Raw genomic sequence first — 19,480 nt, 5'->3', positions numbered from 1 at the left:
TTCAATAATCCCAGGTCCAATAATAATGACAAAAGGCCCGCCATCCACGCGTGAGGGAGGCGGGCCAGGTCGAGTGAAGTCGGACGGTACCCGGCCAAGGGACCGCCCGGATCGGGCAATGCGCTGAGAGGCAGATGGTTCCTGAGATCGTGTACGATCTACTGCTGTCCCATCATCGACCAGATCGTCAGCATGACTAAGACGATCGCGATGAATTGCAGTACAACCCGGGTTTGCATCAGGTATTGCGAGCGCCACGGATTGCCGCCGCGCATCATGTTTACGAGGCCTAGCACCAATACGGCCGCGACGGAAGCCAGCGCGATCGGGATCATAATTTGACTTAGGAATTCTGTCATGCCGGTAAAGTCTCACGCTGTTTGATCGATTTAATAAACTGTACAAGAGGGAAGGGTTCCGCAACCGGAACCTTCTCGCCCCGTCAAAGGAAGTCGAGTTTGGCGACGATTTATACGACGCGGAGGCCTGAATTGCGACAAGGCTGGCGCGGATTATCGCCGTCGCTCTTGACCTCCAATCGTAACGGCGGCGCTGGCGCGTCGAACGTCTCGCCAAGGAGCGAAGCCTCGGAACTATCGCGCTCGCGCTCGGTTGATGCTTCAAACGGAGCGATCAAAGGGAGCGATTGATGGCGAATATTAGCGGCGACGCGGAAAATGAAGGCGCACTCCGAAATGCATCCGATCAGGTCAAGCGCGCCACGCGAGACTTGGCTGCTAACTTAACGAAATCCGGCTCAGCCGCTTACGATCACGGCTCCGATCTCGTCGCCAGAAGCCCGGGGAGTGCTCTCCTAACGGCAGGGATTATTGGTTTCGCGCTGGGCGTGATCTTGACCAAAGGCTCTCAGACGCCCCGGAACAGTCTTCAACGATATTACGATCGCTACACTCGTTAGCCGGTCTCGAGGCTCGCACCTCCAGTAGGGGCGATTACGCGACTTGGGCACGGGTCGGTATGCGAGTCCGCCCCAATGTCTATAGTGGTGCTAAACCGGCGAGAGACGCTGCAATCCCTCATCTGGACAAGTGCCGGGTGAATGCCGCTACGGCTCCAGTTACTGGTGATCAGGCGGTGTTGATAGCCGCGATGAGGCCCATGGCTACGCTCGAACCAATCCCAGGCGAAAGCGAGAACAAACATGATGGTGCAGCCCACGGCGCACGGAACAAGGAACGGGCCTAAGTCCCTAGACTCGAAAGGCTGGTCATGAAATGGCCCAGCCCGAAAACGAAGGCGGATAGGATGACGGAGCAGACGATAATTCGGCTCATTCTCGGATCGGATGCGAGGTGATTTACTAGTATAGTACCCGTTCGGCCTTGGGTTCTCATAGGGCTAAGATACGCGGCCTCAGACGCCATCCACGACAGCCTCAAACAAATTTCCTCCGCGGACAAAGCAAAAAGGGCCGGCACCTGATGCCGGCCCTTTTTGCTTTCAGAACCGCGAGGTTCGAGAGTAATCAGTATCCCGGGGCAAGCGGAGCGCCCATCGGAGCACCCCAGTTGAAGCGGTAGTTCAGACCGATCTTGATGGTGTGCTGGTCGTTGTGGAGGTTGCCCCGAACAAAACGCGGGCCCGGGCCCACGAAGTTCACAGTGCCGAGATCGTAGTACTGGTACTCGACCTTGCCTGACCAGTTCTGGGTGAACAGGTATTCGAAGCCGCCACCAAGGGTGTAGCCGTCACGGCCGCCGTTGCCGCCGAAGCCGTTGCTAAAGCGAGAGTCAGCCCAGCCGTAGCCGCCCTTGAAGTACAGCAAATTCGGACCCCAAGTGTAGCCGATTCGGCCGGTGACCGATCCGAGGCCACGGTTGGCGAAGGTACTGCTGGTATCGAGGAAACTGTAATTGGCTTCGATACCGAAGACCCAGTTCGGCGAGAACTGCGTGTCATAGCCGATCTGGCCGCCGCCCATGAACACGCCGTCGTTGTTGTTGACAGCACCGGGTAAGAAGATGCTGTTCGAGGAGTTACCGAAGGCACCGCCGATGTGACCGCCGATATAGAAGCCGGTCCAATTATAGATCGGAGCGGGCGGTAAGGGCGGTGCTTTGGTGTAGGGATGAGCTGCTAAATCAGCGGCGGACGCAGCCGACGCGCTGATCAGCACGGCTGCGGTCGCTAGAAGAATCTTCTTCATGAGGTAGCCTCAAAGCTGTAATCGATCGATACCGCTCAATATAACGGTAGGAGCTCGGGTGCGGCTGTAGCGTGTCTGCCACACACGGTTGAATTGTTGACGACCCGCTGCTGCAAAAAAAAGCCGCGCCATCGTGGGCGGGACTAAGGCTTCGATCTTGGACCGGACAGTTGCCAGCCTAGACAAACAGGCACAGATCAAGTCGCGCCATCTTAGAATAGGCGCTTGGATCTTGTCGTTGGCAGCCTTGAGCGGAATTGTTTTCCTAGCCGTGCGGTGGTGGTTTAGAACGTTCCCGCTGCCGAAAATGAGCGGTGGAATCGCGGGCTTGGTTGGTGAGCGCGGAGGGACTCGAACCCTCGACCCCATGATTAAAAGTCACGTGCTCTACCACCTGAGCTACGCGCTCACATGTCGCGCTGTGTAGGGGGCCAGTCCGCGCTGGTCAATAGCGCCCGTGCCTGCGCGGGATAATGCACAACACAATTAACCCATCTAAATCCAGGTCTTAGAGACAAAACTTTTCAGCAGCCTGCAAACGGCGGATGCCGGCCGGATCAGGTTGTTTCGCGCTGAATCTCGGAGCCGACGGGCGACGACCCGCCTGTCGGCATTGGCGCCGGCCGCAGTCCGATCAATTCGGCGCTGCGGATACGGGCATTGCGCCAGAATGAAAACTGGTTGATGCGTGATGTCTCAAGGATGGCAATGGCGACCGCTGACAGGAACGGCAGGCTCTGGAGCATCAGCACGCCTGCAAAGATGTAGATTTCGGTGACTTCCTTGTGCTGGTTGGATGCGATCAGCACCGCGGCCCCGACCAACAGGAGAACGCCGATCACCGCCTCCCAGAATGCTTGAAACTCAATCGACATCCGCGACAGCCCACCCTTCGAGGTCCGGGCGAAGGCAAGGTGCTCCGTGATAAGTCCCTGTGCGACCGCTCGCGATACGGTCCATTGCACTGACATGGCCGCTACCATCGCTCCCAACATCTGCGCAGTTTTTATCGGCACGCGAAGGCGGTACAGCGCCAGAAAATGGAGCAGAGACACAACGAACGCAGCAATGATTGGCAATGTCAGGATCTTGTCGGGGATGGCGATGTCGGCGAAGGCGACGATCGGCACCCAGATCAGGTTCAGGATCGCAACCACGACGCCGAGGCTTTCAGCGCCCAGCCAGTTGAGCCAGCCCAGGGTAAATTCGCGTTTCTGTTCTTGCGACAGGCGGCTCGCGCCCGGCAGAAAGCGACGCCAGTGCTTCTTGACGATCTGGAAGCCGCCATACGCCCAGCGATGCCGCTGCTTCTTGAAGGCTTCGTAGGTGTCCGGGAGCAGGCCGTAGCCGTAACGGGTGTTGGTGTAGTGCGTGACCCAGCCATGCTGGGCAATCGCGAGCCCGAGGTCAGTATCCTCGCAAATCGTGTCTCCGGCCCAGCCGCCGGCCATGTCCATCGCGGCACGGCGGATCAGACACATCGTGCCATGAACGATGATCGCGTTGGCTTCGTTGCGCTGGACCATGCCGATGTCGAAGAAGCCGGCATATTCTCCGTTCATGACGTAGTGCATCAACGAGCGGTCACCGTCGCGGTGATCCTGCGGCGCCTGAACGAGACCGACGCTGGGATCGTTGAAGGCCGGCACCAGATCCTTCAACCAGTCGGACTGCACCACATAGTCGGCATCGATGACGCCGATGATCTCGGCGTCAGCGGCGGTGCGCTCCATGGCGATGCGCAGCGCTCCCGCCTTGAAGCCCTCAACCTTTTCGGCGTTGATGAACTTGAATCGTTCACCAAGCGCGCGGCAGTGATCCTGGATGGGTTGCCAGAAGGCTGGGTCGGGTGTGTTGTTGATGATGACGACGCATTCGAAATTCGGATAGTCGAGGCGCGAGACTGCGTCGAGCGTCTGCTTAAGCATCTCGGGCGGCTCGAAATATGCGGGCACGTGAATCGAGACTTTGGACAGCGGTGCGTCGGTGGCCGCCTGGACGGCCACCGCCTCCTTGGTAATCAACCGCCGCGGGCGCTCACCGAATGCCACTGTCGCGATCTCCTCGATGCGGGCCATCGCGATCAGGATCAGCGGTACAAGCAAAATCAACCCGAGCATTAGTGCGAAAGCCGAGCCCAAAACGAAGTAATGGCCGGTCCAGTAGGCGAAAACCGTCGCAACCCAGGCGCCGACTCCGTTGGCGGCTGCCGACAGCAGCACAGCCTGCATCACGGTGGGACGGACGAGCCGCAGAATGGGCAAGGACAGCAGGACGCCGATCAAAAGTGCGATGCCGGCAAGTTTCCAGTAGGCTTCATTGACGACAGGGCCGCTCCAGGAAAATTTCGGTTCGCGATCCGCGTTGAGGATGCCCCAGTACGGGCCGACGCCACCTTCGAAAAACTTCCAGGGCTGGTCGATGGCTTCGACAATGTTGTACTCCATGCCGATCGACTGGGCCTTGGCCACAAAATTGCGAAGCGTGGCCGCTTGCTGGAACGGCCCAGGATCAGCGCTCTTGAGATTATATCCGGCGCTCGGCCAGCCGAACTCGGCGATTACGATCCGTTTGCCGGGAAAGGCGTCGCGCAGCTTTTGATAGATGATGAGAGCCTGATCAACGGCCTGCTTGCTCGAAAAGCCTTCCCAATAGGGCAGGATGTGTGCGGCGATGAAGTCGACCGACGATGCAAGTTCAGGATGCTCGAGCCAGATGTTCCAGATTTCACCTGTCGTAACCGGTATATTTACGGAACCTTTTACGCGCTGAATGAGCTTGATGAGATCTGAAACCTTTTGGTCACCTCGATAGATCGTTTCGTTGCCGACGACGATGCCATTGACGTTACCGTTGTGTTTGGCGAGATCGATGGCGGCGAGCATCTCGCGCTCGTTACGCTCGACAAACTTATCGATCCACGCGCCGACCATGACCTTGAGGCCGAATTCATTGGCAATGGGAGGCACAAGCTCCACGCCGCCGGTCGACGAATACAGGCGGATCGCGCGGGTCAGGGGCGCCAGCGCCTTCATGTCGGACCGGATTTTCTCGCCGGTAGGGATATTATCGACGTCCGGATGAGCGGTGCCTTCGAAGGGCGCGTAGGAGACGCTGCTCAGAACACCCTTGAAGTCAGGAGCCGGCTGCCTGTCCTGAAGAACTCCCCAGAGTGCAGCATGTGCAGCGGTCACAAGTAGTAGAACGGCGACGACGGCGCGCATCGCGACTAAACCATGAGGGGCGTGCCTGCCAGAAACGCGGACCTGCCCCTAGGCCCGACCGACACATCAGCAGACATAATTCTGCGACATAATTTTACAACTGGTATGACGCCGTGGCGTTTTGAGGGCGGTTCCGCGCTTTAGCCTCGAAAATCCAGTATCGTTCTTGGCGGTCGCAGCGGCAATTATTTCTTCGGCGCGGCGGGAGCTGGAGCCGGCTTCGGCGGAGGGGGAGTCGCGGGCGCGGGATTAGCTGCCGGGGAAGAAGCCTCAGCGCCAGGCTCGGACGGTTGTGCATCCGGATTGATCCAGCAGGTATGAACGCGGCCGCTCAGCGCATCTGGCGCTTTGGGGTCAATAGGTCCGAACCGGACCAGACAACGGAATGCCGCCTGGACGTGACCACCCGGACATCCGAAGCGATCGTAGAGATCGAGATGACGGAAGGCCGTATCCAGGTCATCGCGCCACATTAGAAGAACCACGCGGCGGCCGAGCCAGACGCATTCCGGATTTCCCGCCGGACCATCAATGACGCGCGCGGCTTCGACGAATTCGTCGGTTTTGCGCTGACTGTCTTTGGCGCCGTCGGCTCCATTTGTCGCGCTCCCCGCGGCTGGCTTGTTTTGATCCTGGGCTCGAAGATCGCCGCTTTGCGCGATCGCTCCGCCGATGCTGAACAGCAAGGCGAAGCCGGAAACGGCAAAACCGCGCAACAACGCTTTCTCAAACCCAAATAGCATTCGACGCATGAAAGTCCCCCGACTCTTGCCCGCCGCAACCGCGCAATCAGATGACGGGCAAATTGGTCCCCAATGCGGCGAGGCGCCCCGGTCGCTCCATCAGGATTCCCAAATGACGGAGATTTTGGATTTTGTCCAGCAGACGAGCGGCTTGACTGCATCGGGGTAACACGTGGCCTGAATGATTGTGGTCGGAAGGCGCTCCTCTTGGCAGAAAGGCCCCGACAAGCTAATCGGACGACTCTTGCGGAGGATAGGGCCGATTTCATTTCGTACGCCACTGGCGCTTCTCATCATTTCGCTAGGTTTGATCGCGGCAGTGTGGTGGTGGCTCGCCGCGCCGATCCAGCTTGCGCGGGCTCCGATCGACCCGGCAGCGAAACTGGAATGCGTATCCTATGCACCGTTCCGGGGTCAGCAGACCCCACTGGTCGCCACAACTGAGATTGCGCCTGAGCAGATTGCTGAAGATCTTGCCCAATTGGCCAAGATCTCGAAGTGCGTCAGGACCTACTCGATCGAAAACGGCCTCGACCGGCTGCCCGCTCTTGCCAAGAAGGTTGACCTCAAGGTCATCCAGGGCATCTGGCTCGGCAATAACCGGCTGAAGAATCTCGCCCAAATCAACATCGCGATCCGTCTTGCGAAGGAGTATCCCGACGTCATCACCGCGATCGTGGTCGGCAACGAGGTTCTGCTGCGCGGGGAAATGACGGCCTCCGATCTGACAGCGAACATCCGGCTGGTGAAGTCACAGGTGACGGTGCCGGTAACCTATGCGGATGTCTGGGAATACTGGTTGCGCAACCGCGAGGTCTATGACGCTGTCGATTTCGTTACCATCCACATCCTGCCCTACTGGGAGGATTTTCCGATTCGCGCGCGTAACGCAGCCGCGCATATCGGCGCCATTCGAAAGCAAGTCGCCGCGGCCTTTCCCGCCAAGGAAATCCTGATCGGCGAAACCGGATGGCCGAGCGCCGGCCGGATGCGGGAGGGCGCGCTGCCCTCTCGGGCCAATCAGGCGCGTGTGGTGTCCGAAATTCTCGACATGGCGCAGCGCGAAAAATTTCGCGTCAACCTGATCGAGGCCTACGACCAGCCATGGAAACGCCAGCTTGAGGGCACGGTCGGCGGCAACTGGGGCTTGATCGAGGCCACCCGGCGTATGCTGAAATATCCAGCCGGCGAACCCGTCCGCAATTTCCCACTCTGGAAGATCCAGATGGCCACGGGAATGGGATTGTGTGTCCTTGTTTTCGCGGTCGCCATGTTGACGTTGCGGCGGAAGCCTTGGAAACCGCGGTGGATGTCCTGGATCGCGGTCGCGGTCTCGGCGACCTCGGCGGGAATCCTGCTCGGAGTTGCCGCAGACAAGCTGTGTCAAGAGAGTTACGGACTAGGCAACTCGCTGCGCTGGGGTCTGCTGCTGGCGGCGGGAGTCGTCTCTCCGTTGCTGGGTGCGAACGCCCTGATGTCGGGACGCGCGCTGCCGACGTTCGTCGAATTGATCGGTCCCCGCCCGGGCCGCACCGGCTCGGTGCTGACGGTGATGCTGGGAATTACGCTGCTCGTAACCACCTTGATCGCGGCGGAGACGGCGCTTGGCTTCGTCTTCGATCCACGGTACCGGGATTTTCCCTTCGCTGCGCTGGCAATGGCCGTGGTGCCGTTCTGGGCGTTGGCATGGCTCAATCGTCCGCTCGTCGGCGTTCGACCCGTCGCGGAATCGGTTTTTGCCGGTCTACTGATGATTGCTGCGGTTTATGTCGGATTTAACGAAGGTCCGAAGAACTGGCAGTCGCTTTGGACCTGTCTGATATACGCCGTGCTTGGGATTACGCTGTGGCGGGCGCGGGCCGCGCAAACCCCAGAATAAGCAGGCCGATTGCAAGACCCGAAAGGCCGACATTATAGAGTACGATTCCGACGCCGGCGGCGACGAGCCCCGCGGTCAACAGCACGATCGACGGCCGGATCACGTGCAGCACTGCGACGACCAGCGCCGTAATGCCGAAGACATGGTTGCGAAACAGATACGTTGCGACGCTCCGGCCCCTGCACAGCATGGTTTGCAGGCCGGCGTCGCAAGCCAGTGATACCGTAGACAGCTCGATCGCAAGATAACGAAGATAGAGCGCGTAACCGACGCTCAAGAAGCCCACGATCAGCAGCCATTGCACCTGATAAGGCGTCAGTCGGAACGGATCTTTTTTCATCGCGTGAATATGATCCGGATCTGTGGACCCCACAACCCGAAATCCGGCCCTTGCCGGATGCATCAGTGTGAAACGGAAGAACCGAATGTCGACGGCTTTGGCGGCAGGGGCAAGGGCGGGGGTGGAGCCGGTGCTTCGACGCTTGTCGACTTCCGGCTATACCGATGTCGCGACGCGTGCGCTGCCTTCGGCCTTTTTGTTGCGAGGGCAATATCATTGTCTTTGCTGTCTTCGAGAAGGCGCTGGCCGTCGAAAACGGCGGTATCGCAGGTTCTGCCGTTCTCGGATAGCACAGCGCAAATCCTCGCCGCGGCTGCCGCGTCGGCCAGCGGCCCGGCGACCAGACGCATCTGCGTGCCGCTCCCGTTATTGGTTTCCTTCAGCACGATGATCGGATGCAGCGGAGTCAGTTCTTTTGCCTCTAATTTCAGAAGGCCTTGCCAAAGCGCTCGCAAACCTTTGATCGAACTCGCGCTTCCGAGATTGACGCCGAAATCGGTGCGCGGCGCCGGAACGGGGCTAGGATAGGAAGGTGGCTGCACGGCATCTGCGATCGTAGGAATGGAGGCAGCTACGATTTGCGCTTCCTTATGATGAAGGTTTCGCGCGGGTTCGGATTCGGTCCCACGGGTTGCTGCTTGGTCTTGTCCGTGAGGCAATGTTGCGGTCGGATCATGTGCGGTCGAGGCTGGCTGTGCTGCGGCTTCAGGCGTGATGGGTGTCGCGACTGCCCCGGACTTCTCCGTTTCAGGCGTGGTCGGCGTGGACCGCGAACCTGCGGTGGGAGAGGGTGCTTGCTGAATGTTTGCGGACCTCGATGAAGCATCCGCGGGGGAGGGGGTGGCGACCAGGAGCTTCACCGCCGCCGCGGTGGTGGAAGCAACCGGTGCAGAGAGAGGCGCATCCGTAGAAGCATTTCTGGTTGTCGATGCGTCTAAACCCGATGAGTCCGGTTTTCTGGCTGGATCGGGCTCAATAGCCGGCGGCATGGAGGCCGTAATCGTTACGGCGTCGGTTCCTCGCGCCGCGTTCCGGCTAATGGAGCCGGTGACGGATTCGAATCCCTGTTCGAGCGCGGCGATACGGGCAAACAGCCGGTCGCGATCACCGTTCAATGTGTCGATAGCGGACGAAAGTCGTCTTATTTCCTTCTTGGCCGCTTCCGCAATCTCCAAATGCGACGATTGCTTTGCGAGATCGGTGGCGACGACTTGGTGGGGCCGGATACCGGCACCGGAATTGTAAGCCAGGAGAGCGACGATTACGGCCCCGACTGACCCGACGCCCCAGAATCCGAGCCGCAATAAAGCGCGGCGGTCGAATCCTTCCTCTTCGGCAAGAAAGCCGCCCGGCCAGCCACCGCTTTCGGTGGTCTGCACGCCTTCGGCTAAACCATTCTGATTCTTCGCCATAACGATGACGCCGGGCCCCCGCTCCGAATCATGTCCGGATGTTAACAGGAAACCTGCTCGATCTCAGGGAGGTTGGCGGTTTTCACTTTCGACAAAAAAAGCTTAATGACGGCGACGTTTGATGCGCTAACCACGAGGATTCGAATGAACGGCCGGAGTTGTCTGACCATCGTGCTTGCAGCGGGTGAGGGGACACGGATGCGCTCCTCGCTGCCTAAAGTGCTGCATTCGGTCGGGGGGCAGACGCTGTTGTCGCATGTGTTGGCGGCCGCGCCGGGCGGACCGGGAACGTTGCTGGCGGTTGTTGTTGGCCCTGGCCATGAGGCTGTGGCCGATGAAGCGAGGCGGGTGCGGCCCGATGTCATGGCGTTCGTCCAGGACCAGCGCCTGGGAACAGCACACGCTGTCCTTGCGGCGAAGGAGGCTATCATCCGCGGCGCCGACGATCTGCTGATCGCGTTCGGCGACACGCCGCTGATCTCGGCCGATACGTTCACCCGCATGCGAGCGCCGTTACAGGCCGGTGCGTCGCTGGCCGTGCTTGGCTTTCATGCCCGCAATCCTACGGGGTACGGTCGGCTGATCGTGACCGATGGCCGGCTTACGGCGATCCGCGAGGAAGCGGATGCCAGCCATGACGAACGCCGCGTTACGCTTTGCAACGCTGGCGTCATGGCGTTCGACGGCAAGACAGCGCTGCAAATCATTGAAAAGATCGGCAACACCAACAGCAAGGGCGAATACTATCTCACCGACGCCGTCGGCATCGTCGGCGAGCTTGGTCTGACGGCGGCGGTGATCGAAACCAGCGAGAACGAAGTGCGCGGCATCAACACCAAGGCTCAATTGGCCGAGGCCGAACAGGTCATGCAGACACGATTGCGCACGGCGGCGCTCGACGCTGGAGTGACGATGGTGGCTCCCGAGACGGTCTTTCTTTCCGCTGACACCTCATTCGGCAAGGACGTGACCATCGAACCCTACGTAGTCATTGGGCAAGGCGTGACTATCGCCGACGGCGCGGCTATTCACGCATTCTCGCACTTGGTGCAGGCGTCAATCGGCAGGAACGCTTCTGTCGGTCCCTACGCCCGGCTGCGGCCGGGAACGTCGCTGGGCGAGGGCGCGCGGATCGGGAATTTCGTCGAGACCAAGGCCGCCGTTCTCGAAGCCGGAGCCAAGGTCAACCACTTGACTTATATCGGCGATGCCTGTGTCGGGGCCAACGCGAACATCGGTGCGGGAACCATTACCTGCAACTATGACGGCTTTAACAAGCACCGCACCGAGATCGGCGAGGGCGCCTTCGTCGGCTCCAATTCGTCCCTGGTCGCGCCGCTTAAGATCGGCGCCGGAGCTTATGTGGGATCGGGTTCGGTCATCACCAAAAACGTGCCTGACAACGCGCTTGCGGTCGGCCGCGGCCAGCAAAGCCTGCGCGAGGGCTGGGCAAAGAGATTTCGCGAGATGAAGCTGCTCGCCAAAAAGCCAAAGAGCGGTTGAAGAAGGAGCCACGGCGAGCAGGCCCCGGAGAACCGAAGATTCACTCGTCTTCGAATTCGGAGAATATAGCCCGCGTGAGGCGCCAGCCGCGCGGCTTCGCCCGCTGTGGCTTCTCATCCGGGGTATGCCGGACGATCTTCGGCTTTGCGGCCGTGCTGCGGAAAGGCGGTGGCCAATGGGCAAGGCGGGATGACGTTTGCGCAAGCGAGCGGGTGGATGCTCGGGAAAAGCGATGCAGTCCGGTGCTCTTGAAATCGCGTGTGTCGCTCACGTTCCATGGCTCCTCTATCATGGAATCTTTCTGCATAAATATTGCGCGTTCGTTAAAGAAGGCCGCAAAATCGAATGGTGGCCGACTCGCCATGGGAGGGGGCGCAGGGCGGAATGCTCAAAGCCTGGACGATTGGTGTGCGGCGATAAAATCCGTCGCGAAGCGTCGGAAAACAGCATAATGTCTGGAATGCCTGCTCCGGTGCCCCGCTTATCGACAGCGATCCCAAAATCAGCCTACCTCACCGCACATTCAACGCATGTGCGCTCATTTCCATTTGGCGCACGGTTTCCGGTTGTTAGAGAGGAAAAAACGACATGAACAGCGAAATGAAGATTAAAATTGTGTTGGCAGTCATTCTCATCGTCGCAACATTGCTAGGCCTCAACGCGCTGATCGCGGCTGTTCAGAAAAACGATCATGGGGCGACCCATACGAGCAATGTCTGGCAGCAGGAACTGCCGCTGCAAGCCGAAAAGATCTGGAAGGCCTGATATTTGTTAGGTGAGGATCCGGGAATTGATGAACCGTATGCTCCACGAGGGTAACAGCCTCGGGTGGTTGAATCAGGCCCTTCCGGGCCTCCGTTTCATTTCCGTCTCGATCTCACCTATAGCCTGACGCAAGGCGAAAAGTGCTTGCTCATCTACCTCGAACGCGATGGAGCCAAGTTCGGTCGTCGCCAGTTCTATCGCGTAGCGACCATCAGGCCGGATCAAAGGGCGTGAAGCCTTTACCGTAACGATGCTCAGTTGATCGGGGAAATTCAATACGTCCATCGGGAGACCCTCGGATAGGACGAAGGGAAAAGGCGCCCAGATCCCGATCATGCCCTTTTCTTGCGTGAGGAGTCGAGAGGGGTGGAAGCGAGATTTTATCGGATCTCATGCTTCGCAGCCAGTCGCTCGCGGTATGCTTCCAGTCCGCGTCGCCAATCCTGCCCGGGTTGCCATTCGCCCCTTTCGTCCATGGCGCCGGACTCCAGCATTGCGGCTGCGATCTCCCAGTGGCGGTCCACCCACCCCTGAATTTCCGATTCAGTCATCTGGTGAGACCGGCAGATTCGTTCAGCCATCGCTCGGGCAAGCGGTTCGATGTTTGATGACATGGACATCTTGATAAATGTTGTTAGGTGCTGCGCGACAAACGGTGCTCTATCTAGATCATGATCCCAATGGAAACCGGCTTTTTGGGCAGGATCATGTTCGATCAAAAAGACGCTCACTCAATGTAGTCGGAACCAGAGTTTCGACCCATTGCGAAGAATGTGCGCATCCGCATCCGCTTGACGCGGGGGTGACCTAGTTTACCGGTGACCTTTTATCTCGCTGCACCATGTCGAGGATGGTTTGCAGCATTTGCGCCGCCTTCCGGTTGGTCAAATCTCCTTTGGAATGCGCTGCTATTCCTTGTTCCAGCATATCCGACGCCTTCTCAGTTGAGATAATTCCGCTCTCGATAAGACCCCAGAACGCGAACTGAGCCAGCGTGAATGCTGCGATTGCAGAACTTTCAGCTTCGTTCTCAAGGTTTTCTTCTGCCATTTAAATCTCCTATGCTATGTGCTGAAGAACAAGGTTGAAATCTCATGCCCGCCAACGGAACGTGTAAAGGACTGAAGTTTTTCGTGCATGAAGGCGACGGCGTTGTAAGACGTGAGTTATGCGACGAAAGCTCCGACGGGTCACGCCTATCGAATGGCACATCATAACTTTCCCGAGGTCTCGTGTACTGGCAGAGTTTCATGGCGGTGTTTGGTGTCCGATGCCGGAACGCCAAAGCCGATGATAAGTGGGCTCACGAAACTATCACTCACCAGTAAGACTCGTCGGACGGTGAGTAACGGAAATTCTAGATGAACCGTGCCCTTCGGCTGATTTTGTTCCTCGTTCTCGTGGTCGGTGGCGGTTTGGTTATCGGCTTTCTGACCATGCCGGGCGCATGGTATGCTGGCCTTGCCAAGCCGTCATTCAATCCACCCAATTGGCTGTTCGCGCCGGTCTGGACCGTCCTCTACATCCTCATCGCGATCGCCGGCTGGCGCGTATGGCACGCCGATGCTTGTGGGTGGCCGATGCGGCTTTGGTGGGGACAGCTCGCTTTGAATTTCATATGGTCTCCGGTCTTCTTCGCTGCTCACCAGATCGGGATCGCGCTCGTCATAATCCTTTTGCTGCTCGCCGCCATTTTCGCCTTTATCGCCACGGCATGGCGGCTGGATCGGGTTGCGGCATGGCTGTTCGTGCCCTATGCCGCGTGGGTTGCCTTCGCCTCGCTCCTCAACGCTTCGCTTTTTGCGCTGAACTGACCGAATGGGCCGGGTCATCACCGTCAACGATCGGATGCAGAGCGGCTATCGCTATCGGTTGATGGCACCGTCCGGCCGTAATTTCGATCCTGCCTTCCGGCCCGAACTCACGCCGAAGCAGATGCTCGAACTCGGCGTGTTTTGCGGCAAATATCTGACCGATTGCCGGGACGAGTTTCCCGCGAACTGGTTCGCGCGGGCCAAGCTTTCACCCTCGGGCCGCGATTGTTCGCTCAATTATTTCGGCGTCGATGCCAGTCAGCCGCTTTCGGTCTGGCGAAGGAAAGGCTGGATTCATCCCGACGACCCGCGTGGTTGGTTTCAGTGGTATTGCCGCTATTACATTGGACGGCGCATGCCGGACGAGGACGCGCGCCAGATCGGCCGCTGGAAGGCGATGCGGCGGCATGTCTCTCAAGTCAGGAAGCATCGCGAGCCGGGCGATCCCATGTGCCGGCCACGCCAACGGCAGGCGCTCTTGCATTGGGCCTATGACAGCCGGAAAATCTAGAAGGCATCCACACGGTCCTGCGCAACCGGCTTTATGTCGGCTGGTTCGAAGGGAACGCGCTGGTCTGAAAAATGGCTCCCGGGCTGGATTTTATTCCTTGTCCATCTTGGCAATGTGTATTGCCTTGACACGCGCCACGCCGAACATGGTCCAGGTGACGGACGCGATCGACAAGAATGGATGTCGAGGAACGTTACTGAGCAGCTTCGGCTCGTGCGGCCACATCTGCGATTCCGGATCTGCATCGGCTCATTCGTTCAGCAAGCCTGTTGAATAGTTCAGCGTTGTTGGTCGGTTGTACAGAGAAGCTTAAGGACGCACCCTCTTTCAGTGAGATGAAAGATGAGTCGTCCAGAAAGATAGAACAAGGCATGGCATCGACATCGTCGGTCTGTGCAACTGAAAATTCCTGTGAATGCGCGAGCGTTGCGCTGATAATCAGCGCAATCGCACTTAAGAAAAACTGTCTCATTTTCGGATGCCCTCAGCCCTGCAGCAGACCTGCCTCTGCGCCGTCCGCAGGTAAACAAAGAACCAATCAAAGTCCCTGTAAGCGCGGTGAATAGACCCGCAGTGGCGGCAGATAACGGAGAAAAGATTAATGTTAGACGCTTAACAACAGGTTCTATTTGACCTCGGACGACACGCGCCAGATGCAGCGCGCGTTGGCGAAAAAGCCGGTGAGCCCATCATGCCCACGTCGATCGACTTGGGCTTGGCGACTAGAGCGGCAGGTTTCCGGCTCGTCGCGGTTAGGCGGGAGCGATGGTGAAGAGGAGGGCGGCGTCGGCGGCCGATGTCCCAATTGCATTTGAGCAATCAGCATAGCTGCCGTGGCCGCTCGAACACGGGTTTCGTTTTTCAGAAAATTCCGCTGCTGTCACATCAGATGCTTCGCTCGGGAAAAGCGCTCCGCTCGCTTTTTCCGGCTTGACTGTCTAGGACATAGTTCTCATTTTGTTCTCTTTGGTCAAGCCGCCCAAACTGCGTTTCCCACGGCATTGGAGCGTACACAGGAAGGGTGCAGGCCTTTCGTCGTCAGTGATGTGCGAAAGGTGTGCTGGTCGCTTACGTGCCTTGCCGAAACGATCTTCAAGGCGTTCGTTTCGCCCATAATCACCTGACCTCGGATGAAGCCCGGAGCATTGCGAATGGCGCATCGGTTGATCTGAATCAATTTGGACGGCGACCGCCAGGCAAATAATCAGTCCCTCGAAGTCGTGAATGGCGTTCAAGTATGTATCTAAAGGGTGCGATCCTAATCTTAGGAGGCCCAAAGTCATGTTACTTAATCGGGTTCTCGTTGCTGGAGGTCTAGTCGCGGTCTTTCTGGTTTTCACCCTAAGTATGGCTTACCGATGAAAGCCCCACGGCTATTAATCTAAAAGCATCGTCGAGCGACGCTCCGTCCGCTGCTGACGACAGCTGTCATCTAACAATCGCTGTTCGACGTCCTTCCATTTAGGGCGCGGGCCATATAGGCGCTCGGCGCCGGCGTGGCTGGCGGAACGTTTCTGGGCCGCGTGGTTTATCCAGCCGATGCAATTCGAGGAATGGTATCATGAAAAAGCGGGAACCATTTCCGGACGACGTGTTGGAGCGCGAAACGCGAGCTATCCAGGCCATTGATGCAGCCCACAAACTGCCGAGCGGTCCGGCGCGGATCGAGGCTCTTAAGGCGGCGGCAAAACTTCGTCCCGGTGACGCAGGATCCCAGGCGACCGGAACAAGCTGAATCTGTTTGGCCGACTAATGGATCGACCGGGCGATATGGTTTTCCGGTTGCTTATTTGTGTGTTGCCGCGGTCATCCACGCCGCTCGTTTTTGCACGCACCAGTCCTCGCCTGTCTATGCGGCTGGCTAAGGGCAGCCGATACAAAACCCCGTCAGACGACGGCAGCCACGCGCTGGCCGGTTGCAGCTCATGCCGGCGCTGAGGATCTAAGCGGGAACGCTGAGACTGAGTTGGGCCTGCAAAAAGGCCCGCCAGTGGTGAGAAGACGCGGCGGGCCAATTCGGGTTCGGGGATCATGAAGCTGTGGGTCAACCCGTTCCTGTGATTCAATACAGCCGAAGCAAAGTTGTTCCCCGGGGTTTGATACTGGAGGTGGGGTTGACGACGATGTGACTGCCGCATTGCGCTAGATCAAATAATGCGCCTGAAAGTGATGCTTGAATAATGCTTACGCTACGGGCCCGCCCTGGGCCCTGTTTCTCCTCTGGACTGACCCGGCTGCCTTAACCAGCGGCTGGGTCTTTTTGCTTTTACCGGATCCTTCGCCAGTTTCCGCTTTCCCAATTGCGCCCCTTCTTACCTTCCGGGTTACAGATCGGCGGCGGCTTCTCGCCAAATATAGCGTCGCAAACATAGGTAGATTGCGATAACAGATGAAGTTACGGGGCTAGGTTTGTAACCATTCGAGGGCCTTTACCCTCTCTCCACTGGCGAAGACCCTAATCTCAGGATGTGCAAAGTGTTGTGCTATCGTGGGGGCGATTTTCAAAAAGGCATCGTCCGTAACAATGGCAACGCGATCAATGTTGCGGTGGTGGTCGTGTACGAATCTAAAATGCTCAATAAGCGCGCCGAAACTGTCCCATCCGGGAAAGGATGCTGCCTCAATTAGCAATCCAGTCAGCTTGCCTTTCTCGCGGATATAGGGGTCTATCTCTCCGGAAATTTCACGGAAATCTTCAGCCGAAAGTGCGCCTTTCGGCTCCACAACCAGCACGCCAGCATCGCTGAGAAGCTCGAACCCGATCACTGGACGTTTTCCTGTTTCCTCCGGCTAGCCCCGGATTTGGGACATGAGGCGACGATTGGCCTTGATCTAGGTCAAACGGAAGTGAGTTTCGCTCGCGAGCCACGATGCCGCTGAGTGACGATTCTCAATCTCGGGATCTTCGTTGATCATGCTTCGAGGCACCTGCGCCATCTAAGGACGAGAAGGTCTAGTATCTAACGCAACATCGAATCTAAGCCGATCCAGCACTTGCCGAATGTTAGGGCAGATAGCGCCGCCGCTGTGTTTGCATTTTAGCGCCATCTCCTCTTGTGAAAACGAGAAGGACTTTTCCGATCCGCTGCCCTCAACGTGGGCTTCGATGCCGCATTCGGGACATTTGATTGTGTCGGTGTCGCTTTGCATTTTTACATCCGAGAACAAAGAGTCGAGCCACAACTAAAAATCAATTCCTTCGCGGTCGGCAACTGCAAGCCATGCCGTTTCGCCTTCAGGGGTGATTTTACAGACAGGCATTGGGGCCTTGGATCTTGATCCACACTGGCCACGTAGCCTCTGGCTAAGAGCCGTTTAAGTGTATCATAGCCGGCTCTCTTCATCACGGTCAGGCTGATGCCGCTCTTGCTTCGGTAATAATCGGCTAGAAGACGAGCACTGTGGCCGCGAACCCGGCGAGGACGCCGAACCTGACGTCGACGATGAACACAGTCTCGGCTGGGGCATGGGTGACGTCCAAGAGGGCGGTGTTGGAGCGTCGTCACCAACCTTGGGGAAGGCATCGGCGCCGTCCGAAAGAAGCGGGCTGCGTCGCTGACAGGTGGGAAGGTACTGCGCTGGTGCGAGGTGCTGGCGTAGTACGAGTCACGCGCGAAGGCTTGCCTCGGAAACGTGGCGGGCTACTTCCAAAAGCGGGGAGAGATGGCGGGGAAGGCTGTTTTGATCTTTTGAAAAGAACAACAAAATCAGCTACTTTTCGCTGAAAAATGGCTCCCGTTTCTGAACGCTTATAGAACAATGTGCCTCGCCCCAAGCGCTGATTTCCGGCGCGTTCTTGAGGACGTTCGCGAGCTTCGGCTCGCCGCCTGAAGCGCCATCCACCAAAAGTGTTTAGGTATCAGTTGACGAATCGGCGCGAATCGAGTGTAAAGTGGTTCATAAACACGGGACGGGAGAAACCGGCATGTCAGGGGAGAGGTTCGGCGAGTTCGTCCGCCGCGCGCGTGAAGCCAAGGACATCGGCTTGCGCGAAATGGCGAAGATGATCGGGGTGAGCCCGACCTATCTGTCGAAGGTGGAGCGGGACGAGTTCGCGCCACCGGCCGAGGACAAGGTCAAGGCGATTGCCCAGATCATCGGCTGTGACGTGGACGAGTTGCTGGCGCGGGGCGGCCGCGTGGCGAGCGACCTGTCGGACATCATCAAGCGCCATCCGGTGGAACTGGCGGCGCTGCTGCGGACCACGAAGGGATTGAACACGGAAGATATCGCCCGGCTGGCCCGCAACGCGCAGAAGGCCAAGGACAAGTGAGCGCCTGATAGGGCGATGACGGTTTTCGAAGATGCAGATGAGGATCGGCGATCAATGACCAAGTTCGTTTCCTATGTGCCCGACGAGGCGATCGAAAAGGACGCGCAGGCGCTTCTCGCCGAATATGCCCATGCACGCGGCGTCACGATCGAGGCGCCCATCGCGATCGACGACATCATCGAAAAGCACCTGAAGATCGGGATCGAGTTCGACGACACGCACCGGCTGTTCGGCGTGCCGCGTTCGGGCATCGGCTTCGATCCCGATATCCTCGGCGCCATCTTCTTCGAGCAGAAGCGGATCGTGATCGACGAAAGCCTCGACCCGGACGAGAACCCGGCCAAGGAAGGGCGCTATCGCTATACGGCCGCCCATGAGGTCGGCCACTGGCGCCTGCATCGCGGGCTGTTTGGCAAGGACCCGGCGCAAGGTTCGCTGCTCGACGACGCGGCACCGCCTAGCGTCATCTGCCGGACCAGCCAGGCCAAGGCGCGGATCGAATTGCAGGCCGACCTCTATGCCTCTTGCGTGCGGATGCCGCGCAAGCTGGTCTTCGCCGCTTGGGACGAAGCATTCCCCGATCGCAAGCAGCGGGTGCTTCAGCCGTCCGAATCGATCGACCATCCCTTCGTCGAGATCGCGCGCTTCGAAAGCCGCATTCCCGGCGCTGCCTTCACCGAAAGCGACGATAAGGCGCTGGAAAGCTTCGCCAAGCCCTTCGCCGAGAAGTTCCTTGTTTCGCCGATCGCCATGCGCATCCGGCTCGAAAAGCTCGGGCTGTTGCACCGCACGGTGCCGCTTCAGCGGCTTCTGTCCGATGGCTCGTGAACCCTTTTTTTGAGGAGATCG

The 19,480-nt window shown here is 58.4% G+C and carries 20 protein-coding genes and 1 tRNA gene; 8 read left to right on the top strand and 13 right to left on the bottom strand.

The features are described 5' to 3' along the window. Positions 1-158: 158 nt before the first annotated feature. From B2M20_RS10425 to B2M20_RS10400, 5 genes are all read right to left on the bottom strand, one after another. Positions 159-359: a twin transmembrane helix small protein gene (locus B2M20_RS10425; protein WP_079446955.1), complete on the bottom strand. Its 201-nt coding sequence runs from the start codon at positions 357-359 to the stop codon at positions 159-161. 1,127 nt (positions 360-1,486) lie between these two features. Beyond that, complete coding sequence (locus B2M20_RS10415; protein WP_079446953.1) at positions 1,487-2,167, bottom strand: outer membrane protein; 681 nt, start codon at positions 2,165-2,167, stop codon at positions 1,487-1,489. A gap of 333 nt (positions 2,168-2,500) precedes the next feature. After that, positions 2,501-2,576: transfer RNA gene (locus B2M20_RS10410), tRNA-Lys, on the bottom strand. Between the two features lie 148 nt (positions 2,577-2,724). Further along, positions 2,725-5,391 (bottom strand): glycosyltransferase, encoded by a 2,667-nt coding sequence (locus B2M20_RS10405; RefSeq protein ID WP_079446952.1) that lies wholly within the window; start codon positions 5,389-5,391, stop codon positions 2,725-2,727. Positions 5,392-5,576: 185 nt separating this feature from the next. Continuing rightward, positions 5,577-6,143, bottom strand: coding sequence for a beta-1-3, beta-1-6-glucan biosynthesis protein (locus B2M20_RS10400; protein ID WP_079446951.1), 567 nt, complete (start codon positions 6,141-6,143; stop codon positions 5,577-5,579). Positions 6,144-6,387: 244 nt separating this feature from the next. On the opposite strand from B2M20_RS10400, the gene B2M20_RS10395 reads away from it, so the two are divergent. Further along, a complete protein-coding gene (locus tag B2M20_RS10395; RefSeq protein WP_173815982.1) occupies positions 6,388-8,013 on the top strand; it encodes a glycoside hydrolase family 17 protein in 1,626 nt (541 codons plus the stop codon). Here the strand turns inward: B2M20_RS10395 and B2M20_RS10390 are convergent. After that, the gene (locus tag B2M20_RS10390; RefSeq protein ID WP_079447045.1) at positions 7,973-8,353 is read right to left on the bottom strand and encodes a hypothetical protein; all 381 of its coding nucleotides are present in this window, start codon (positions 8,351-8,353) and stop codon (positions 7,973-7,975) included. The two genes, B2M20_RS10395 and B2M20_RS10390, sit on opposite strands and share 41 nt — an antisense overlap. Before the next feature lie 62 nt (positions 8,354-8,415). Then, positions 8,416-9,765: an SPOR domain-containing protein gene (locus B2M20_RS10385; protein ID WP_079446950.1), complete on the bottom strand. Its 1,350-nt coding sequence runs from the start codon at positions 9,763-9,765 to the stop codon at positions 8,416-8,418. Between the two features lie 144 nt (positions 9,766-9,909). Here B2M20_RS10385 and glmU point away from each other — a divergent pair, with 144 nt between their 5' ends. After that, positions 9,910-11,268 (top strand): bifunctional UDP-N-acetylglucosamine diphosphorylase/glucosamine-1-phosphate N-acetyltransferase GlmU, encoded by a 1,359-nt coding sequence (glmU, locus tag B2M20_RS10380; RefSeq protein ID WP_079447044.1) that lies wholly within the window; start codon positions 9,910-9,912, stop codon positions 11,266-11,268. Positions 11,269-11,308: 40 nt separating this feature from the next. Here the strand turns inward: glmU and B2M20_RS10375 are convergent, their stop codons facing one another. Further along, positions 11,309-11,539 carry a hypothetical protein gene (locus tag B2M20_RS10375; protein ID WP_079447043.1) on the bottom strand — a complete coding sequence of 77 codons (231 nt, stop codon included), beginning with the start codon at positions 11,537-11,539 and terminating at the stop codon, positions 11,309-11,311. A 317-nt stretch (positions 11,540-11,856) separates the two neighbouring features. On the opposite strand from B2M20_RS10375, the gene B2M20_RS19770 reads away from it, so the two are divergent. After that, a complete protein-coding gene (locus B2M20_RS19770) occupies positions 11,857-12,033 on the top strand; it encodes a hypothetical protein (protein ID WP_173815977.1) in 177 nt (58 codons plus the stop codon). Between the two features lie 72 nt (positions 12,034-12,105). Here B2M20_RS19770 and B2M20_RS10370 read toward each other — a convergent pair whose 3' ends face one another. The 3 genes from B2M20_RS10370 to B2M20_RS10360 form a co-directional block, all read right to left on the bottom strand. Continuing rightward, positions 12,106-12,318: a hypothetical protein gene (locus B2M20_RS10370; RefSeq protein WP_139372881.1), complete on the bottom strand. Its 213-nt coding sequence runs from the start codon at positions 12,316-12,318 to the stop codon at positions 12,106-12,108. Positions 12,319-12,413: 95 nt separating this feature from the next. Then, a complete protein-coding gene (locus B2M20_RS10365) occupies positions 12,414-12,584 on the bottom strand; it encodes a hypothetical protein (RefSeq protein WP_244553486.1) in 171 nt (56 codons plus the stop codon). A 256-nt stretch (positions 12,585-12,840) separates the two neighbouring features. Beyond that, positions 12,841-13,083 carry a hypothetical protein gene (locus B2M20_RS10360; protein WP_079446948.1) on the bottom strand — a complete coding sequence of 81 codons (243 nt, stop codon included), beginning with the start codon at positions 13,081-13,083 and terminating at the stop codon, positions 12,841-12,843. Between the two features lie 311 nt (positions 13,084-13,394). Between B2M20_RS10360 and B2M20_RS10355 the strand changes: the two genes are divergently transcribed. Continuing rightward, positions 13,395-13,847 (top strand): TspO/MBR family protein, encoded by a 453-nt coding sequence (locus tag B2M20_RS10355; protein ID WP_079446947.1) that lies wholly within the window; start codon positions 13,395-13,397, stop codon positions 13,845-13,847. 4 nt (positions 13,848-13,851) lie between these two features. Then, on the top strand, positions 13,852-14,358 hold the full coding sequence (locus B2M20_RS10350) for a hypothetical protein (RefSeq protein WP_079446946.1): 507 nt from the start codon (positions 13,852-13,854) through the stop codon (positions 14,356-14,358). Positions 14,359-14,551: 193 nt separating this feature from the next. Here the strand turns inward: B2M20_RS10350 and B2M20_RS19090 are convergent, their stop codons facing one another. After that, positions 14,552-14,830, bottom strand: coding sequence for a hypothetical protein (locus B2M20_RS19090; protein WP_139372880.1), 279 nt, complete (start codon positions 14,828-14,830; stop codon positions 14,552-14,554). Positions 14,831-15,919: 1,089 nt separating this feature from the next. On the opposite strand from B2M20_RS19090, the gene B2M20_RS19530 reads away from it, so the two are divergent. After that, positions 15,920-16,093, top strand: coding sequence for a hypothetical protein (locus tag B2M20_RS19530; protein ID WP_158081527.1), 174 nt, complete (start codon positions 15,920-15,922; stop codon positions 16,091-16,093). Between the two features lie 668 nt (positions 16,094-16,761). On the opposite strand, the gene B2M20_RS10345 is transcribed toward B2M20_RS19530, so the two are convergent. Further along, positions 16,762-17,124 (bottom strand): SpoIIAA family protein, encoded by a 363-nt coding sequence (locus B2M20_RS10345; protein ID WP_079446945.1) that lies wholly within the window; start codon positions 17,122-17,124, stop codon positions 16,762-16,764. Between the two features lie 1,159 nt (positions 17,125-18,283). On the opposite strand from B2M20_RS10345, the gene B2M20_RS10340 reads away from it, so the two are divergent. Together B2M20_RS10340 and B2M20_RS10335 are read left to right on the top strand one after the other, a co-directional pair. Further along, the gene (locus B2M20_RS10340) at positions 18,284-18,631 is read left to right on the top strand and encodes a helix-turn-helix domain-containing protein (RefSeq protein WP_079446944.1); all 348 of its coding nucleotides are present in this window, start codon (positions 18,284-18,286) and stop codon (positions 18,629-18,631) included. 75 nt (positions 18,632-18,706) lie between these two features. Continuing rightward, on the top strand, positions 18,707-19,459 hold the full coding sequence (locus B2M20_RS10335; protein ID WP_244553485.1) for an ImmA/IrrE family metallo-endopeptidase: 753 nt from the start codon (positions 18,707-18,709) through the stop codon (positions 19,457-19,459). Positions 19,460-19,480: the final 21 nt, after the last annotated feature.

The organism is Nitrobacter vulgaris, from assembly GCF_002028545.1.
Taxonomy (GTDB): Bacteria; Pseudomonadota; Alphaproteobacteria; order Rhizobiales; family Xanthobacteraceae; genus Nitrobacter; species Nitrobacter vulgaris.
The sequence above is the reverse complement of the archived record's forward strand: the minus strand, read 5'-3'. Positions and strand labels throughout refer to the sequence as shown.

Coding starts and splice junctions, on each gene's coding strand:
- B2M20_RS10350 (WP_079446946.1), top strand. CDS start 13,852: ATGGGCCGGGTCATCACCGTCAACGATCGGATGCAGAGCGGCTATCGC.
- B2M20_RS19090 (WP_139372880.1), bottom strand. CDS start 14,830: ATGAGACAGTTTTTCTTAAGTGCGATTGCGCTGATTATCAGCGCAACG.
- glmU (WP_079447044.1), top strand. CDS start 9,910: ATGAACGGCCGGAGTTGTCTGACCATCGTGCTTGCAGCGGGTGAGGGG.
- B2M20_RS10340 (WP_079446944.1), top strand. CDS start 18,284: ATGTCAGGGGAGAGGTTCGGCGAGTTCGTCCGCCGCGCGCGTGAAGCC.
- B2M20_RS19530 (WP_158081527.1), top strand. CDS start 15,920: ATGAAAAAGCGGGAACCATTTCCGGACGACGTGTTGGAGCGCGAAACG.
- B2M20_RS10355 (WP_079446947.1), top strand. CDS start 13,395: ATGAACCGTGCCCTTCGGCTGATTTTGTTCCTCGTTCTCGTGGTCGGT.
- B2M20_RS10370 (WP_139372881.1), bottom strand. CDS start 12,318: ATGGACGTATTGAATTTCCCCGATCAACTGAGCATCGTTACGGTAAAG.
- B2M20_RS19770 (WP_173815977.1), top strand. CDS start 11,857: ATGAACAGCGAAATGAAGATTAAAATTGTGTTGGCAGTCATTCTCATC.
- B2M20_RS10390 (WP_079447045.1), bottom strand. CDS start 8,353: ATGAAAAAAGATCCGTTCCGACTGACGCCTTATCAGGTGCAATGGCTG.
- B2M20_RS10365 (WP_244553486.1), bottom strand. CDS start 12,584: ATGACTGAATCGGAAATTCAGGGGTGGGTGGACCGCCACTGGGAGATC.
- B2M20_RS10405 (WP_079446952.1), bottom strand. CDS start 5,391: ATGCGCGCCGTCGTCGCCGTTCTACTACTTGTGACCGCTGCACATGCT.
- B2M20_RS10425 (WP_079446955.1), bottom strand. CDS start 359: ATGACAGAATTCCTAAGTCAAATTATGATCCCGATCGCGCTGGCTTCC.
- B2M20_RS10360 (WP_079446948.1), bottom strand. CDS start 13,083: ATGGCAGAAGAAAACCTTGAGAACGAAGCTGAAAGTTCTGCAATCGCA.
- B2M20_RS10400 (WP_079446951.1), bottom strand. CDS start 6,143: ATGCGTCGAATGCTATTTGGGTTTGAGAAAGCGTTGTTGCGCGGTTTT.
- B2M20_RS10385 (WP_079446950.1), bottom strand. CDS start 9,765: ATGGCGAAGAATCAGAATGGTTTAGCCGAAGGCGTGCAGACCACCGAA.
- B2M20_RS10415 (WP_079446953.1), bottom strand. CDS start 2,167: ATGAAGAAGATTCTTCTAGCGACCGCAGCCGTGCTGATCAGCGCGTCG.